This window comes from Stenotrophomonas sp. GD03794 (genome assembly GCF_029842145.1).
GTDB lineage: Bacteria > Pseudomonadota > Gammaproteobacteria > Xanthomonadales > Xanthomonadaceae > Stenotrophomonas > Stenotrophomonas riyadhensis.
Genome location: NZ_JAOCFV010000003.1, coordinates 43,647 through 60,130, shown reverse-complemented (window position 1 = coordinate 60,130; position 16,484 = coordinate 43,647). Strand labels below are relative to the sequence as shown.

The 16,484-nt window shown below is 65.4% G+C and carries 9 protein-coding genes and 1 pseudogene; 7 read left to right on the top strand and 3 right to left on the bottom strand.

The annotated features are described in order from the left end of the window. The first annotated feature begins 219 nt into the window (after window positions 1-219). From N5D91_RS02655 to cueR, 3 genes are all read left to right on the top strand, one after another. Window positions 220-3,177: a TonB-dependent receptor gene (locus tag N5D91_RS02655; protein WP_180855594.1), complete on the top strand. Its 2,958-nt coding sequence runs from the start codon at window positions 220-222 to the stop codon at window positions 3,175-3,177. A gap of 128 nt (window positions 3,178-3,305) precedes the next feature. Continuing rightward, a complete protein-coding gene (locus tag N5D91_RS02650) occupies window positions 3,306-5,807 on the top strand; it encodes a heavy metal translocating P-type ATPase (protein ID WP_180855593.1) in 2,502 nt (833 codons plus the stop codon). A gap of 11 nt (window positions 5,808-5,818) precedes the next feature. Then, the gene (gene cueR, locus N5D91_RS02645) at window positions 5,819-6,274 is read left to right on the top strand and encodes a Cu(I)-responsive transcriptional regulator (protein WP_180855592.1); all 456 of its coding nucleotides are present in this window, start codon (window positions 5,819-5,821) and stop codon (window positions 6,272-6,274) included. 80 nt (window positions 6,275-6,354) lie between these two features. On the opposite strand, the gene N5D91_RS02640 is transcribed toward cueR, so the two are convergent. Both N5D91_RS02640 and N5D91_RS02635 read right to left on the bottom strand, forming a co-directional pair. Next, window positions 6,355-6,549, bottom strand: a complete 195-nt coding sequence (locus N5D91_RS02640; protein WP_021204511.1) for a heavy-metal-associated domain-containing protein — start codon at window positions 6,547-6,549, stop codon at window positions 6,355-6,357. A gap of 199 nt (window positions 6,550-6,748) precedes the next feature. Next, the gene (locus tag N5D91_RS02635; RefSeq protein ID WP_180847192.1) at window positions 6,749-9,826 is read right to left on the bottom strand and encodes a TonB-dependent receptor; all 3,078 of its coding nucleotides are present in this window, start codon (window positions 9,824-9,826) and stop codon (window positions 6,749-6,751) included. A 959-nt stretch (window positions 9,827-10,785) separates the two neighbouring features. On the opposite strand from N5D91_RS02635, the gene N5D91_RS02630 reads away from it, so the two are divergent. Continuing rightward, window positions 10,786-12,489, top strand: a complete 1,704-nt coding sequence (locus tag N5D91_RS02630; RefSeq protein WP_180855373.1) for a proline--tRNA ligase — start codon at window positions 10,786-10,788, stop codon at window positions 12,487-12,489. Window positions 12,490-12,711: 222 nt separating this feature from the next. After that, a pseudogene (locus N5D91_RS02625) lies at window positions 12,712-13,089 on the top strand (H-NS histone family protein); the annotation flags it as partial. A gap of 91 nt (window positions 13,090-13,180) precedes the next feature. Here N5D91_RS02625 and N5D91_RS02620 read toward each other — a convergent pair. Next, window positions 13,181-14,440 carry a threonine/serine exporter family protein gene (locus N5D91_RS02620; RefSeq protein WP_279907085.1) on the bottom strand — a complete coding sequence of 420 codons (1,260 nt, stop codon included), beginning with the start codon at window positions 14,438-14,440 and terminating at the stop codon, window positions 13,181-13,183. 92 nt (window positions 14,441-14,532) lie between these two features. Here N5D91_RS02620 and N5D91_RS02615 point away from each other — a divergent pair, with 92 nt between their 5' ends. Next, window positions 14,533-15,654, top strand: coding sequence for an ABC transporter permease (locus tag N5D91_RS02615; RefSeq protein ID WP_180855372.1), 1,122 nt, complete (start codon window positions 14,533-14,535; stop codon window positions 15,652-15,654). Window position 15,655: 1 nt separating this feature from the next. Further along, the gene (locus N5D91_RS02610; protein ID WP_110710985.1) at window positions 15,656-16,483 is read left to right on the top strand and encodes an ABC transporter ATP-binding protein; all 828 of its coding nucleotides are present in this window, start codon (window positions 15,656-15,658) and stop codon (window positions 16,481-16,483) included. Window position 16,484 lies beyond the last annotated feature (1 nt).

Sequence of the window (16,484 nt, the reverse complement as noted above, 5' to 3'; positions counted from 1 at the left end):
CAACTCTTTGATTGTCATGGCTGGCGAAGGCCGTTAGCGGCATTCCGCCGCGTGTTGCTGCGCCGCCACATGCTGGGCATGGTTCAGCTGTGCTTTAGTTTGGATCGATCCACAGGGGAGGGCGCCGTATCGGTCTTGAACCGATCCAGGTGCCCGGATCAGCCGTAGTGCCGCGCCACCACCCGTCCGTGCGTCCACACTTTCGAAGAGCAACCACCCATGGCTCAGATCGTTCGCAAGCGTCGTCACCTGCTGTCCCAGGCCCTGGTCCTGGCCCTGTTGCCCCTGGCGGCCAGTGCGCAGGAGGCCGCCAACTCGTCCACCAAGGATCTCGACGCGGTCACCGTCACCGGTTCGCGCATCAAGCGCGCCAGCGTTGAAGGCCCGGCGCCGGTCAACGTGATCACCGCCGCGCAGATCCAGAAGGAAGGCTTCGTCAGCGTGTACGACGCGCTGAAGACCCTCACCGAAGCCACCGGCACCGTTGAAGCTGCCTCGCAGTGGGGCTCGCACACGCCCAATGCCAGCGGCCTGAACCTGCGCGGGATGGGCCCGAACCGTTCGCTGCTGCTGGTCAACGGGCGCCGTGTAGCCGACTATCCGCTGCCCTACGGCGGCGAAACCAACTTCTCCAACTACGGCAACATTCCCGCTGCCGCAGTCGAGCGCATCGAAGTACTGACCGGTGGCGCCTCGGCCATCTATGGTTCCGATGCGATCGCGGGCGTGGTCAACGTCATCCTGAAGACCAACTATGACGGCGACGAAGTACGCGTGCGCGGTGGTACCTCCACCGAAGGCGGCCGCGATACCTGGGATCTGTCCTGGGCCGGCGGCAAGACCGGCGACAACTGGAGCGTGACCTACGCGCTGCAGTACACAAAGCGCGATCCGCTGTTCGGCCGTGACCGCCCGCAGATGGACGATGCCGATGATGCGCCGTACCCGTCCTGGAACATGGAACAACGCAAGGTCGGCTTCCGTCCCACTGCCGGCCTGGCGCTGATCGATCCGACCACCGGCCAGCGCCTGACGCCGCCCACCGGCACCTGCGAGAAGTTCGACGGGGAGTACTACACCGCCGATCGCCTGGTCTACAACTACGCCGCCAACACCATCACCAACACCGGCCGCCTGTGCGGCATGAGCGCCGACTACGCCAACTGGCTGCTCACCGGTGGTGCCGAGAACGTGTCCGGCAACCTGTATGCCACCTTCGATTTCAGCAACGACCTGCAGGCCTGGACCAACCTGGCGGTGTACCGCTCCGAGGCGATCTGGGGCACCAATCCGCCCAGCGTGTCGCTGATCGACGATGACAACGGCTACTACTGGGATGCCAACCGCAACCGCCCGATCCTCGGCGTGCGCCAGTTCACCCCGAACGAGGTGGGCGGCCTGGATACGCTGCGTAACACCAACCGCGAACTGTCCTGGGACTGGAGTGCGGGCCTGCGTGGACGCCTGGCCGATCGCTTCGACTGGAGCGCCACGGTGGGGCGTTCCTATTACCGCGTGGAAGAACGGCAGAACGTGGTCGACAAGCAGAAGTCGTACGACTATTTCCTCGGCCCGAAGCTGGGCACTACCGCCGACGGCGAGGCGATCTATGCGTTGAACGAATCGCGCTGGTGGAACCCGCTGACGCCGGATCAGTACTGGCAGATGGGCACCGTGGCGAAGAACCGTGCGTCCTCATGGGTCAACCAGGCGTCGGCGGATATCACCGGCGAGCTGTTCCAGGGCTGGGCCGGTCCGATCTCGTTCGCGGCGGTGGCCGAAGTCGCGCAGCAGGGCTACCACCTCAGTCCCGATCCACGCGCCGGCATCGACTTCGACCTGCAGAACGTCGATCGCGGTGGCGGCGAGCGCACCCGCTATTCGGCCGGTGTCGAGTTCAAGATTCCGCTGCTGGACAGCGTGACCGCCACTGCGGCCGCGCGCTATGACCGCTATGGCAGCTACAAGGCTGACAACAGCGGCGAAGCGCTGGACATCGGCAGCCAGAAGGAGACCACCTGGAACGTCGGTCTGGAATGGCGCCCGGCGGAGTCGCTGCTGGTGCGTGGCTCCTATGCCACCAGCTTCCATGCGCCGGACATGCACTATCTGCTCGGTCAACCGAGCAGCTCCGAAGTGCAGACCTATGACCGCCTGCGCTGCATCCAGAGCGGTGCCTACCTGGTCAACAACTGTGGCGTGGGCAACACCGATGTCTGGTACACCTTCGACGTGAACCGGCGTGGCACGCCGTTGCTGCGTTCGGAAACCGGCGATTCGTGGACGGTCGGTTTCGTCTGGGACGTGATGCCGAACTTGTCGGTCAGTGCCGACTACTGGGCGATCAAACTGGAAGACATGATCGTCGACGTTGGCGCCGACGAGGTACTGGCCAGCGAAGCGGGCTGCCTGACCGGCAAGAACATGGACGGTACGCCGTGGGCCAATCCGGCCGGTGGCGAGTACTGCGCCGGCATCCTGGCCCGCGTGAACCGTGACAGCAACGGTCGCCTGGTATCGATCGAGCGCGGCCCCTTCAACCTGGCCAGCCGCGAAGTGCGCGGCATCGACCTGACCGCGCGCTATCGCCTGGAAACCGCGCAGTGGGGCAGCTTCCAGCTCGGCCTGAACTACACCAACCAGATCTCGACCAAGGAGCAGCGCTACGCCAACGATCCGAACCCGGAGCGTCGTGACCGTGACCTGCGCAGCAAGCTGCGCGCGAGCCTGGCCTGGCAGCGTGGCAATTGGAATGCCAACGTCTATGCCGATCGCATCGGTTCGGTGCCGGGCGTGCGCTACCACTGGGGCACCGATCGCCTGAACAATCCTGGCGGCTGCCTGCCGTTCGCCGATGGTTACGTGCCCAGCGACAGCCCGTCGCTCAACTGCCTGGAACCGGCCACGCGTCCGGATGGCTCGCCGAATCCGAATCCCAACGCCGGCCAGCAGACGGCGCGCTACTACGGGCGGGTGGGGCCGTTCATCACCTGGAACTTCAACGTGGGCTACCAGGTGACCGAGCACGCCAAGGTCAACGTCTACGTCAACAACGCGTTCAACTCGGCCAGCTGGAACCACAAGGACCCGTACAAGCTGGACTACGATTTCGCCCCGACCCGCCTGCTCGGCGCGGTTGGCCGCGAGTTCGCGTTGGAGTACGTGTTCACCTTCTGAGGTGGATTGCGGGCGGTACGCCGGGCATGGCCCGGCGCTACCGGCTGGACGGGGTGGCTGGATTTGACCTTCCCACGATGGCAAGGTTTAGCCTGTCCGCATCCAGAAGGAACCCCGGGAATCCGATCATGAGCACGCCCCGCGCCACTGCAGTCCCCGCAAGCCCGTCCACCATCAGCCTGCCCATCGAGGGCATGACCTGCGCCAGCTGCGTCGGCCGTGTCGAAGCGGCGCTGTCCAAGGTCGAGGGCGTCGGCAGTGTTTCGGTCAATCTGGCCACCGAGCGCGCGGATATCCGCCCGTCCGGTCCGGTCGATCGCGCCGCGCTGATCCAGGCGGTGGAGCGGGTGGGCTATGACGTGCCGGCCGGCACCATCGAGCTGGCAGTGGAAGGCATGACCTGTGCCTCCTGCGTCGGTCGCGTCGAGCGCGCGCTGCTGGCGGTACCGGGCGTCAGCCAGGCCAGCGTCAACCTGGCCACCGAACGCGCCACGGTGCGCGGCGTGGCCGCTGTGGATGCGCTGGTAGCGGCCATCGACAAGGTCGGTTATGCCGCCCGTGCCATCGAAGCAGGCGTTCAGTCCGATGACGAAGCGGCGGAAAAGAAGGATGCCGAGCGCGCCGAACTGAAACGCGACCTGATCGTGGCCACCGCACTTGCACTGCCGGTGTTCGTGCTGGAAATGGGTTCGCACCTGATTCCCGGCATGCACGAATGGGTGATGGCCACCATCGGCATGCAGACCAGCTGGTACCTGCAGTTCGTACTGACCCTGCTGGTGCTGGCCATTCCCGGCCGCCGTTTCTACCAGAAGGGTTTCCCGGCACTGCTGCGGCTGGCGCCGGACATGAACTCGCTGGTGGCGGTGGGTACCGCCGCAGCGTTCGGTTACTCGGTGGTGGCGACCTTTGCACCGCGGTTGCTGCCGCCGGGCACGGTGAACGTCTACTACGAAGCAGCGGCGGTGATCGTCGCGCTGATCCTGCTCGGCCGTTTCCTTGAGGCGCGCGCGAAGGGCCGTACCTCGGAGGCGATCAAGCGCCTGGTCAACCTGCAGGCCAAGGTCGCGCATGTGATCCGTGACGGCCGCACGATCGAGATCCCGGTCAACGAGGTTCTGAGCGGCGATGTGGTGGAAGTGCGCCCGGGCGAGCGCGTGCCGGTCGATGGCGAGGTGATCGAGGGGCGCAGCTACATCGACGAGTCGATGATCAGTGGCGAACCGATTCCGGTCGAGAAGCAGCCGGGCAGCAGCGTGGTCGGCGGCACGGTCAACCAGAAAGGTGCATTGACCGTGCGTGCCACGGCGGTGGGCGCGCAGACCATGCTGGCGCAGATCATCCGCATGGTCGAACAGGCACAGGGCTCGAAGCTGCCGATCCAGGCGGTGGTCGACAAGGTCACCCTGTGGTTCGTGCCGGCGGTGATGCTGGCCGCACTGGCGACCTTCGCGGTCTGGTTGATCTTCGGCCCATCGCCGGCGCTGAGCTTCGCGCTGGTCAATGCGGTGGCGGTACTGATCATCGCCTGCCCGTGTGCAATGGGCCTGGCCACGCCGACGTCGATCATGGTCGGAACCGGTCGTGGCGCCGAGATGGGCGTGCTGTTCCGCAAGGGTGAAGCACTGCAGTTGCTGAAGGACGCGCAGGTGGTGGCGGTGGACAAGACCGGCACGCTGACCGAAGGCCGCCCGCGCCTGACCGACCTAGAGATCGCCGACGGCTTTGATCGCGCCACAGTGCTGGCCGCCGTCGCCACCGTGGAATCACGTTCGGAGCATCCGATCGCCCGCGCCATTGTCGATGCAGCCACCGAGCAGGGCCTCGCGCTGCCGTCGATGATTGATTTCGAGTCGGTCACCGGCATGGGCGTACGCGCCAGCGTGGAGGGTGCGCGTGTGGAGGTCGGTGCTGATCGCTTCATGCGCGACCTGGGCGTGGATATCACCGCATTTGCGGCGCTGGCGGCCGAACTCGGCGCGCAGGGCAAGTCGCCGTTGTACGCGGCCATCGATGGACGCCTGGCAGCGATCATCGCAGTATCCGATCCGATCAAGCCGAGCACGCCGGCCGCGATCGCGGCACTGCACCAGCTCGGCCTGAAGGTGGCGATGATCACCGGTGACAATGCCGGCACCGCGCAGGCGATCGCACGCCAGCTCGGTATCGATGAAGTCGTGGCCGAGGTGCTGCCGGAAGGCAAGGTCGAAGCGGTGCGCCGTTTGAAGGCCACCCATGGCCATGTCGCCTTCGTTGGTGACGGCATCAACGATGCGCCGGCACTGGCCGAAGCCGATGTCGGCCTGGCGATCGGTACCGGCACCGATATCGCGGTGGAGTCGGCCGATGTGGTGCTGATGTCGGGCAACCTGCAGGGCGTGCCGAATGCCATCGCACTGTCGAAGGCAACGCTGGGCAACATCCGGCAGAACCTGTTCTGGGCCTTCGCCTACAACACCGCATTGATTCCGGTGGCGGCCGGCGTGCTGTACCCGGTATGGGGTGTGCTGCTGTCGCCGGTGTTCGCCGCCGGTGCGATGGCACTGTCCAGCGTGTTCGTGCTGGGCAACGCACTGCGCCTGCGCCGCTTCCAGCCGCCGATGGCGGATGCCCCCGCTGCGAGCCACTGAAGGAGAACCGCATGAACATCGGTGAAGCCGCCAAGGCGTCCAGCGTTTCGGCGAAGATGATCCGCTACTACGAACAGATCGGCCTGATTCCTGCGGCCGATCGCACCGAGTCCGGCTACCGGGCATATTCGCAGACGGACATCCACCGCCTGCGCTTCATTCGGCGGGCGCGCGATCTTGGCTTCCAGGTGGCCGAGATCACCGATCTGCTCGGCCTGTGGAACGACACCTCGCGGCACAGTGCCGACGTCAAGCAACTTGCCGAACAGCACATCGCCGACCTGGAGCAGCGTATCGAAAGCATGCGGCAGATGGCCGACACGCTGAAGTCGTTGATCAGCTGCTGTGCGGGCGATGAGCGCCCGGAATGCCCGATCCTGCAGCGGCTGGGCGAAGACGAAGAGACCTTGGCACCGCCGGAGACCGCGAAGACCGGTGCAGTACGGCGCCGCACGCACAAGCACTGACCTGGCGTTGCATGCATGAAAAAACCCGCCCGGTGCAGCTGCACCGGGCGGGTTTTTCGTTGCAGGCGCAGGGCAGGGAATCAGGCCGTGCGCGGCGGGAAGCCTGCATCGGTCAGCGCCGCCACGATCTGCGCTTCGCTGGCCGAGGTCTGCACCTGCACGCGACGGCTGGCCGGATCTGCCTGCACGCTGGCCTGCGGATCGACCAGCTCGATCGCCTTGGTCACGCTGCGCGCGCAGCCGCCGCAGGTCATGCCTTCAACATGGAATTCCATCTGTAGCTCCTTCGGTGCTCTTGGGATGGAGCCAGTGTGCACCTTCCAACGATGGCAGGGTCAAGCGCCGGGCTGAACGACAGGCAAGGCGCCGACAAAAAACGGCAGCCACCTGTACCAGCGTGGCTGCCGTGGAGGAACGTCCCCGCCAGGGCGGGGCGTGGGCTGCGCCGGGCGGGCCCGGGCAACCCGTGGTGCCTCAGAACTTCCAGGTAGCGCCGAAGTACAGCTGGCGGCCTGCATAGGTATTGGAGATCAGGCGTGCCTTGGTGTCGCTGCCCAGGTGCACGCGCTGCTCGGACTTGGTGGCATTGATCACCGAGGCGGTCAGGGTCCAGTCCGGGGTCAGGTTGTAGGCCACGTTCAGATCCAGCTGGTCATACGGCTCGGTGTAAATGGTGAGGCCGTTGTTGAGTCCACCGACCACCTGGCCGCGACGGTTGAACGAGGCGCGCGCGAGGAACTTCTCGTTCTCGTAGAAGACCGTCACGTTGGCCTGGTTCTTGGCGCTGCCGACCAGCGGCGAGGAGCCGATTTCCTGCCCGTCCAGAACAATCGAGGCCAGGTTGGTGTCGTTGTAGGTGTAGTTGGCCTGCACGCCGAAGCCGAAATCGAAGGTGTACTGGCCATACAGCTCGACGCCCTGCGAGACACCATCGCGGCCATTGGCCTGGGTCTGGTAGCGCTGCACGTTCACCGCTTCACCGTTGATGACCATCGGCGTGTCGCGCACCACCGGCAGGGTGAAGTTGTCCACGTTCTTGCGGAACAGGCCGACGCCGGCGACCGCGCCCGGCTGGAAGTACCACTCCAGGCCCAGGTCGAACTGGGTGGCCTTGAACGGTTCCAGCTGCTTGTTGCTGCCCTGGCCGACCCAGCCTGCGGTCGATGCGCCACCGGCAACGCGGCGATCATTGACGTACTCCTCGCTGTAGTAGCTCAGTGCGCCCGGTGCTGCGATGTCGGTGTAGCCAGGGCGGGCGATCACCTTCGATGCGGCACCACGCAGCACCAGCGTGTCGGTGATGTCCCAGGCGATATTGAAACTCGGCAGTACGTCGGTGTAGGTACGATCCACGCCGATCAGGCTGTAGGTCTTGCTCTGCGCCAGATCGTACGGCAGGCGCAAGAAGCCGCTCTCGCAGCTGTAGGTCGGGTAGGCCGCAGCGGCCGGATCGGTGCACGCCATCGGTGCGCCCGACGCGTTGTCCAGGAAGTAGTCGTTGAACTTCTCGATCGAGTCGGAGGACTGCGCGAACTGCTTGGTGCGCACCACGCGCACGCCGACATTGCCGCGCACGCGTTCGGTGCGGAAGTTGGCCTGGAAGTAGCCCGAGTAGATCTTCTCGTTGACGTTGTAGACGAAGTCTTCCTCGGTACGGTTGTGCGAACCGCCGTAGGTCTTGTTCAGGTAGTCGATGTAGGCCGGGTAGTTGATGCCCGGGAACACATTGGCGTTGAAGCCGCCGGCAATGTTGCTGATCGGGTTGGACAGGAAGAAGCCCGGTTGCGCATCACCGGCGGTCGGGTCGCAGCCCGCCTGGTAGCGGCCGTCCTTATAGTCGGCAGGATCGCGGCCCTGACAGGTCCAGTAGGTGTTGCCGGTATTGCGATGGACCTTGCCGTCACGGTATTTGGCGCCGAACTGGATCGAGTCCAGCCAGCCGGACTCGAACAGCTTGGTCACGTCAGCCTGGAAGTAGTTCTGCTTGACCTCGGTGCGCTTCCACGACGAATCGGTCGAGCCGGTATCGACTTCGGCGATGCCGTTCATCAGCTGCTGCTGCAGGTCGGGCGAGAAGGTGGCCGAGGGCGTGCCGGTCAGGTCCCAGGCGCTGTACAGGTTGCCCGGCAGGTAGTCGTTGCCGACCTTGCGGCGCGGCTTGGCCGACATGCGGAAGTTCATCGACGGACCACCTTCGGACCAGGTGCGGCCACCGGTGAACGAGGCCTTCCACAGTGGGCTGATGTCCCAGTCGATGGTCAGGTCGGCAGTCTGCGAGAGCGCCTTTTCCTTGCTGTAGCCACCGGTCAGCTGCGGTGTCGGAACCGTGCAGTCGTCCGGGCCCCAACCGCCGGGCTTGAGGCCGGCGGCCTTGGCCTGGTCTTCGCTGCAGTAGTAGGTCTTTCCGGCCAGCTTTTCGAACTGGGCGCCGGTAACGGTGTTGCCGCTGGGATCGAAATCCAGGCCGTTGAGCAGGCGGCCACCGGCCCAGTTTCCGTCGCCGTTGAAGCGGGCCATGCTCCATTCCGGAATCTTCAGCATGTTCTGGGTGTAGTCACCCTGCAGCTCGAAGCGGAAGTAGTTGGCCGTCATCGTGACGTTGTCGACGGGCTTGAACTGGAAGGTCAGCTGGCCGCCCTTGCGCTCGCGCTTTTCTTCCTTCACCGCGAAGTTGACCGACGTCGGCATGAAGAAATCGCTGTAGTTGCCGCCGGTCTGGTTGTTGAAGCCGGACCTGCCCCACCAGTAGTGGATGCCATCCTGCGCCTGTACGTTGCCATAGGCATCGCGCGCCTTGCCGGCGCCATACCACTGGTAGTCCTCGGTGCTGGCTTCCATGGTGCGGGTGGTGCGCTTCTGCTGGGTCACGCCGACCAGCACGCCGAAACGCTCGTCCTTGCTGTGCCACGAATACAGCGCGGAGGCCTGCGGGTCGATATCGTGGTGGGTATCGGAGGAGGTGCCCTCGAGCGTGACGAAGCCCGAGTTGGATTCCATGTCCAGCGGGCGACGGGTGTGCAGGATGACCGTGCCGCCGATGCCGCCTTCATCGATGCGTGCTTCCGGCGACTTGAACAGCTCGGCGCTGGACAGCATGTTCGACGGCAGCAGGGTGTAGTTGAACGAACGGGTGGCTTCGTCGTTGGTTTCCGACGTGGCCACGTAGTTGCCGTTCAACTGGGTCAGGGTCAGGTCGGGTGCGAGGCCACGCACGCTGACGCTCTTGCCTTCGCCGCCACTGCGGGTGATGACCACGCCGGGCACGCGCTGCAGTGCGTCGGCCACGTTCTTGTCGGGGAACTTGCCGACGTCCTCGGCGGTGATCACTTCGACCACGGCGTTGGCGTCGCGCTTCTGCTCAAGGCTCTTTTCAATGGCGTAGCGGTAGCCGGTGACCTGGACACTGTCCAGGTTGGTGGCGTCCTGCGCGCCGGTGGAAGCGGCCTGCTGCGCGGCGGCGCCAGCCGGAATGACGGCGGCGGCCAAGGCCAGCGCGATGGCCAGCGCCAGTGCGTCCTGGCCATGCGTACGTGTTGAATGCTTCATTCCCATCTCTCCCTCTCTCCTGGATTGATCCGGTGACGTGGCACGGACAACTTGAATCGATCTAATTTGAAGTGACATTGTCGCTATTGCCATGCAGTGGCAGTAGCACCGTGCGCGTGGCCTGGTACGTCCTGTTGCTGCTCCCCCAACTCCCGGCCATCGCAACGTCGTCTTGGATCGATCTAAGCGATGGGCGGGCGTTTTTTAGCATGGGTCGCCCGCGGGCGCATGCTGCTCCGCAATATGGTACTGGCGTGGCGAAGGGATGACGGTTTGCTGAAATCAGTGAAATCGTTTTCGTGCGCAGGGGAGGGTGGGTCGGCAGGGCTGCGCCCTGCACCTGCTTGACGCCAAAGCCAAAGCCAAAGCGGCTCTGGGTTGTCTGTGGTTTGGCGGGGCGGTGTCGGATTGCGGGGACGCCGTAAACCCGTCCATGGGGGCTTGGCCGCGGCATCCATGCCGCGGACACCCCGCAATCCGACACCGCCCCGCCTTCGACAGTTTCCCGGTGACGGTGGTAGATCCACGCCATGCGTGGATGAAATCTGTCAGATCTCGAATTGAATCCGGGGTCAGATCCGTTTTCCGCAGGAAAACGGATCTGACCCCATAAATCGTCCATCGCGGAAATCTGTCGAAGGCGGGGTGGGTCCGGCGGCAGGGGTGTGAGCGGCATGGGCCCGAGGCATGCCTCGGGCGGGTTGGGCAGGAAGCCCAACCCTGGTCTTGCCGTGTGCGCAGGACAGCGCACACGAGCAAGCCGCGACCAAGCCCCCAAGGATGGGTTTACGGCGTCCCCTGCCGCCGGACCCACCCCGCCATCTCCCAGGAAACCCATTCTTGCTGTTGCTGTTGCTGTTGCAGTTGACGTTGCTTGAGGCGGGTGCAGGGCGCAGCCCTGCCGATACCCCTCCCCCCGGCTGGGCTGGCAGAATAGGCGTCTCTGCCGTTATCCGAAGCCGACGATGCGCCTCTCCCAGTTCCACCTGCACACCACCAAGGAAACCCCCAGCGACGCCGAGCTGACCAGCCACCGGCTGATGCTGCGCGCGGGCATGATCCGCAAGCTGGCATCGGGCCTGTACACCTGGTCGCCGCTGGGCCTGCGCGTGTTGCGCAAGGTTGAACGCATCGTGCGCGAGGAAATGGACCGTGCGGGTGCCGTGGAATTCCAGATCCCGACCATCCAGCCGAAGGAACTGTGGGAGCAGACCGGCCGCTGGCAGAAGTTCGGCCCGCAGCTGCTGAAGATCAAGGACCGCAAGGACCAGGTGTTCTGCTACAGCCCGACCGCCGAAGAAGCCGCCTGCGACTTCGCGCGCAGCGAGCTGTCCAGCTACAAGCAGCTGCCGGTCAACTTCTACCAGGTGCAGACCAAGTTCCGCGACGAGATCCGTCCGCGCTTCGGCGTGATGCGTTCGCGCGAGTTCCTGATGAAGGACGCCTATTCGTTCCACCTGCACGATGAGTGCCTGGTGCGCGAGTACGAGAACATGAAATCGGCCTACAGCCGTATCTTCACCCGCCTCGGCCTGGACTTCCGCATGGTGCAGGCCGACTCCGGCGCGATCGGCGGTGATGCCTCGCAGGAATTCCACGTGATCGCCGATTCCGGCGAAGACGCGCTGGTGTTCTCCACCGGTTCGGACTACGCGGCCAACATGGAAGCGGCGATTGCCGCCGATCCGGCACCGCGTGCAGCAGCCGGTGAAGCGATGCGCAAGGTCGACACGCCTACCCAGAAGACCTGCGAGGACGTCGCGGCCCTGCTCGGCATCGACCTGCAGCGCACGGTGAAGTCGGTGGCGCTGATCGCGGGCGAAGGCGAGGCACAGCAGTTCGTGCTGGTGCTGGTGCGCGGCGACCATGAAGTCAACGAGATCAAGCTGGCCAAGGTTTCCGGCCTGGACGAACAGCGCTTCGCCAGCGAGGCGGAAATCGCCGAACATCTGGGCAGCGTGCCGGGCTTCCTCGGCCCGGTCGCCCCGGCCAAGGCCATCCGCGTGGTGGCCGATCGCGAAGTGGCGGCAATGTCCGATTTCGTCGTCGGCGCCAACGAAGCCGGTTTCCACCTGGCCGGCGTCAACTGGGGTCGCGACCTGCCGGAACCGGAAGTGGCCGACATCCGCAACGTGCGTGCCGGTGACCGCGCGCTGGACGGTGGCGAACTCAAGATCGCCCGTGGCATCGAAGTCGGCCACGTGTTCCAGCTCGGCCGCAAGTATGCCGAAGCGCTGGATGCCACCGTGCTGGACGAGAACGGCAAGGCGGCGGTGATGGCGATGGGCTGCTACGGCATCGGCATTTCGCGCGTGGTGGCTGCCGCGATCGAACAGAACCATGACGATGCCGGCATCATCTGGCCGGACGCGATGGCGCCGTGGCAGGTGGTAGTGTGCGTGATCAATCCGAAGGGCGACGCCGCCGTGGCCGATGCTGCTGCCAGCCTGCTGCAGGAGCTGCGCGATGCCGGCCTGGACGCGGCACTCGACGACCGCGGCCTGCGCCCGGGCGCGATGTTCGCCGACATGGAACTGATCGGCATCCCGCACCGCGTGGTGGTGAGCGAGCGTGGCCTGGCCGCCGGCACCTACGAATACCGCTCGCGTCGTGCCAGTGAAGCCGAGAGCCTGGACAAGGCCACCCTGCTGCAGCGCCTGCAGGGGTGATCAGAGAAAGACCGGGGCGTGCCCCGGTCTTTTTTTGCATTGTGTCCAACCAACCGATATTGCAGCGGACATAATCCGGTCAAAATCGACGCAATGCGGCCGGCATGTCGCCAAGCCTTGTCCTGCCTGCATTTGTACTCTGATTAATTCATCTTTATTCTGTCCGCCGACGCCATGGACTGGCTCGTCCCGTCCACACATTAGTTTCCGGAGTAACCGTAAATGAGCATTGACCTGACCGGCCTGTCGGCACGCGAGCTGGGCGCCCTGATCCGCACCGCCAAGAAACAGCAGACCATCGTCGCCAAGCGCCGGCCGATCACCAAGGTCCGGGCCCAGCTGACCAAGCTGGCCAAGACCGAGGGTTACACCATCGAGGAACTGTTCGGCGGCGCCCCCGCCCCGCGCACCCGCAAGGTCCCCACGGCAACCAAGGCACCGTCGAAGACCGCCGGCCGCAAGCTGGGCAAGGTTGCCCCGAAGTACCGTAACCCGGCCAACCCGAAGGAAACCTGGACCGGTCGTGGCAAGCAGCCGCGCTGGATGGCCGAGTTGACCGCCAAGGGCAACAAGAAGCCGGAAGATTTCCTGATCAAGAAGGCCTGAGGCCGAATCGGGATGCAATGAAAAACGCCGGCGAAAGCCGGCGTTTTTCTTTCCCCGCTGAGGTGCGTGGACCAACGGTGCACACCTACAGGGTTTTGCGCGCCGGCATCAGCAGGTTGCCGAACAGCAGGCCGGCCACCAGCGCCATCACCACATTGAGCACGGTGAGGAACACGCTCTGGCCAGCGCCCACGTCCTGCTGCTGGACCAGGGTCAGCACGCCGCGCAGGCTGGTACTGCCGGGCACCATCATGATGATGCCCGGCAGGCGGATGATCGCGCCCGGGCGCCCAACAAGGCGCCCGAACAGATTGCCACCGGCGGTCAGCAGCATTGCCGACAGGAAGATGCCGGCCGGTGCGCCCCATGCGTGGCCACCGAACTTGGAGATCGCATAGCCGGCCACCGAGGCCGCGATCACCCACGGATAATCGCGGCGGTTGGCCTTGAACAGCATCGCGAAGGCAAACGCCGCGGTCAGCAGCGAGCCCCACTCCACCCACGGCCCCTGCGGCCGCGTGGCGCGGATCACCGGATCGAGGCCGAGCACATCGGCCAGGGTCACCGCGATCATCGCGCCGACGCTGAGCTTCATGATGGTGGTCAGCGCACCGGCAAAGCGCGCGGTACCCGACACCCAGTGCTGGCTGGCCAGCTCATTGACCGCATTGGTCAGCGACATGCCGGGCAGCAGCACCACCAGCGAGGCGATGATCACCGTGTTGAGGTTGAGCGCGCCGATGAAGGACGCCACCAGGGTGGCGACCATGCCGGCCAGCACCGCGGCCAGCGCCTCGGCGGCTTCGCGGGTGGCCGGGCGACGGTCGGTGACCATGCCAAGCAGGCCGATCATCAGGCCGATGACGCCGGCGGTGGCGATGTCCAGCCATGGCAGCTTCCACATGCCGGCCACACCGGCTGCGCCAAGGGTGAACGAGAGGATGGTACGCAGCTTGCCGCGCCGGCCCGGATCCTTGTCCAGCTGGCGCAGCGCCGTGTGGCCCTGGGCAATGCTCATCCGCCCGTTGGCCACTTCCTCGGCGATATGGTCGGCCACGCTGAGTTTGTGCAGGTCGTTCTCACCGGGCGCCAGGCGGATCACGCGGGTGATGTCACTGGAGCCGATTGCCTGCGCCGGGTCGCTGAAGCTGAGGATGATACCGGTGGGATTCGACCACGGTTCACAATCCAGATCGAGCTGGCGGGCCAGTGCCACCACCGCCGTTTCCAGGCGCTGGGCCGTGGTGCCGTAGCTGTGCAGGCGTCCGGCGATCTCGGAAACGAAGGCCACGCGCTGCGCGTAGGTGGCCTGGGGCGTGGGGATCGTGTGAGCGTCTGCGGACATGCGCCGTAGTATTACCTAGGCTGGGCCTTACCGGAGAAATTCATCCGAGTTCGACGCGATGCCCAAGACAGAACGGTTATGCTGCGACCCGAATGGCCCAAGTGACCCCGAACCTCGCCCCCCAGCTCGAACAGGATGCCCATGACCCGGGCCTGATCCGCCTGTCCGGCACCTGGACCCTGAAGACCGCGCTGGCCGCGGCCGAAGTCCTGCGCGGCGTTCCCGATACGCTGACCGGCATCGATGCCACCGCCATAGAGAAGATGGATTCGGCCGGCGTGCTGCAGGTGCTGCGCGTGGCCCACCGTGCCGACCTTGGCGAAGACGCTCTGAAGTTCCGCCCGGATCACCAGGCGCTGGTGTGCACCATCGAGGAAGTGGCCGACGACCGGCCCAGGCCCAAGCGCGACTTCGGTGTGCTGGCCGCGCTGGAGCGGCTGGGTGTCAGCGTCCATGCCACCGGCCACAACATCAAGGCGCTGTGCAGCTTCCTCGGCGAGAACCTGGTCAAGGCCGCGCGCCTGGTCAAGGAACCCCGCCGCTTCCGGATGACGGCCACCGTGCACCAGATGGAACAGGTCGGGCTGGACGCGGTACCGCTGGTGGCGCTGCTGTCCTATCTGGTCGGCGCGGTGATCGCCTTCCTCGGTTCGACCATCCTGCGCGATTTCGGCGCCGAGATTTACGTGGTCGAACTGGTCAACATCGCCTTCCTGCGCGAGTTCGCCGTGCTGCTGACCGCGATCGTGCTGGCCGGCCGCACTGCCAGTGCGTTCACCGCGCAGATCGGTGCGATGAAGGCGCGCGAGGAAATCGATGCGATGCGCACCCTGGGCCTGGATCCGATCGACCTGCTGGTGCTGCCACGACTGCTGGCGCTGCTGGTCACCCTGCCCCTGCTGACCTTCATCGCCATGGTCGCCGGCCTGGCCGGCGGCATCACGGTGGGTGCGTTCGACCTGGATATTCCGCCGCAGATGTACATCGCGCGCATGCACGACACGATGGAAGTGCGGCACATGCTGGTCGGTCTGTCCAAGGCGCCGGTGTTCGCGCTGGTGATCGGCCTGATCGGCTGCCTGGAAGGCCTGAAGGTCGAAGGCACGGCGCAGTCGGTGGGCGAACGCACCACGTCCAGCGTGGTGCAGACGATCTCGCTGGTGATCATCATCGACGCCTTCGCGGCGTTGTGGTTCATGCACATGGACTGGTGACATGAGCACATCAGCCCTCCCGGACCCCATCGACATGCACGACGACCAGGGCCACGAGCTGGCCATCCGCGTGCGTGGCCTGGTCAATCGGTTCGGCAGCCAGACCGTGCACGAGGATCTCGACCTTGATGTGCGCCGCGGCGAGATCCTGGGCGTGGTGGGGGGGTCGGGTACCGGCAAATCGGTGCTGATGCGTTCGATCCTCGGCCTGCGCGTGCCCGATGCCGGGCAGATCGAAGTGCTCGGCCGCGACGCGCGTGCCGACGATGCCGAGAGCCGCCTGCACATCGAGCGCAACACCGGCGTGCTGTTCCAGGACGGCGCCCTGTTCTCCTCGCTGACCGTGGGCGAGAACGTTCAGGTGCCACTGAAGGAGCACCATCGCGAGCTGCCCGAGCGCTGGCATTACGAGCTGGCGCTGCTGAAGGTGAAGCTGGCTGGCCTGCCCGCCGATGCAATCAACAAGCTGCCCTCGCAGCTGTCCGGTGGCATGCGCAAGCGCGCCGGCCTGGCCCGGGCGCTGGCGCTGGATCCGCCGCTGCTGTTCCTGGACGAGCCCACCGCCGGCCTCGACCCGATCGGTGCGGCCGCCTTCGACCGCCTGATCAAGACCCTGCAGGAAGCACTGGGGCTGACCGTGTTCCTGATCACCCACGACCTGGACACCCTGTACGCCATCTGCGACCGCGTCGCCGTGCTGGCAGACCGCAGGGTGGTGGCCAACGCGCCCCTGCCGGAGATCGAGAAACTGGATCATCCGTGGATCCAGGAATACTTCCACGGACCCCGCGCGCGCGCCGCGCGTGGCGAACAGATCGAGAGTGCCTGAG

Bases quoted from the DNA above. Each gene is read 5' to 3' on its own strand.
- N5D91_RS02655 (WP_180855594.1), top strand. From the start codon at position 220: ATGGCTCAGATCGTTCGCAAGCGTCGTCACCTGCTGTCCCAGGCCCTG.
- N5D91_RS02650 (WP_180855593.1), top strand. From the start codon at position 3,306: ATGAGCACGCCCCGCGCCACTGCAGTCCCCGCAAGCCCGTCCACCATC.
- cueR (WP_180855592.1), top strand. From the start codon at position 5,819: ATGAACATCGGTGAAGCCGCCAAGGCGTCCAGCGTTTCGGCGAAGATG.
- N5D91_RS02640 (WP_021204511.1), bottom strand. From the start codon at position 6,549: ATGGAATTCCATGTTGAAGGCATGACCTGCGGCGGCTGCGCGCGCAGC.
- N5D91_RS02635 (WP_180847192.1), bottom strand. From the start codon at position 9,826: ATGGGAATGAAGCATTCAACACGTACGCATGGCCAGGACGCACTGGCG.
- N5D91_RS02630 (WP_180855373.1), top strand. From the start codon at position 10,786: ATGCGCCTCTCCCAGTTCCACCTGCACACCACCAAGGAAACCCCCAGC.
- N5D91_RS02620 (WP_279907085.1), bottom strand. From the start codon at position 14,440: ATGTCCGCAGACGCTCACACGATCCCCACGCCCCAGGCCACCTACGCG.
- N5D91_RS02615 (WP_180855372.1), top strand. From the start codon at position 14,533: ATGGCCCAAGTGACCCCGAACCTCGCCCCCCAGCTCGAACAGGATGCC.
- N5D91_RS02610 (WP_110710985.1), top strand. From the start codon at position 15,656: ATGAGCACATCAGCCCTCCCGGACCCCATCGACATGCACGACGACCAG.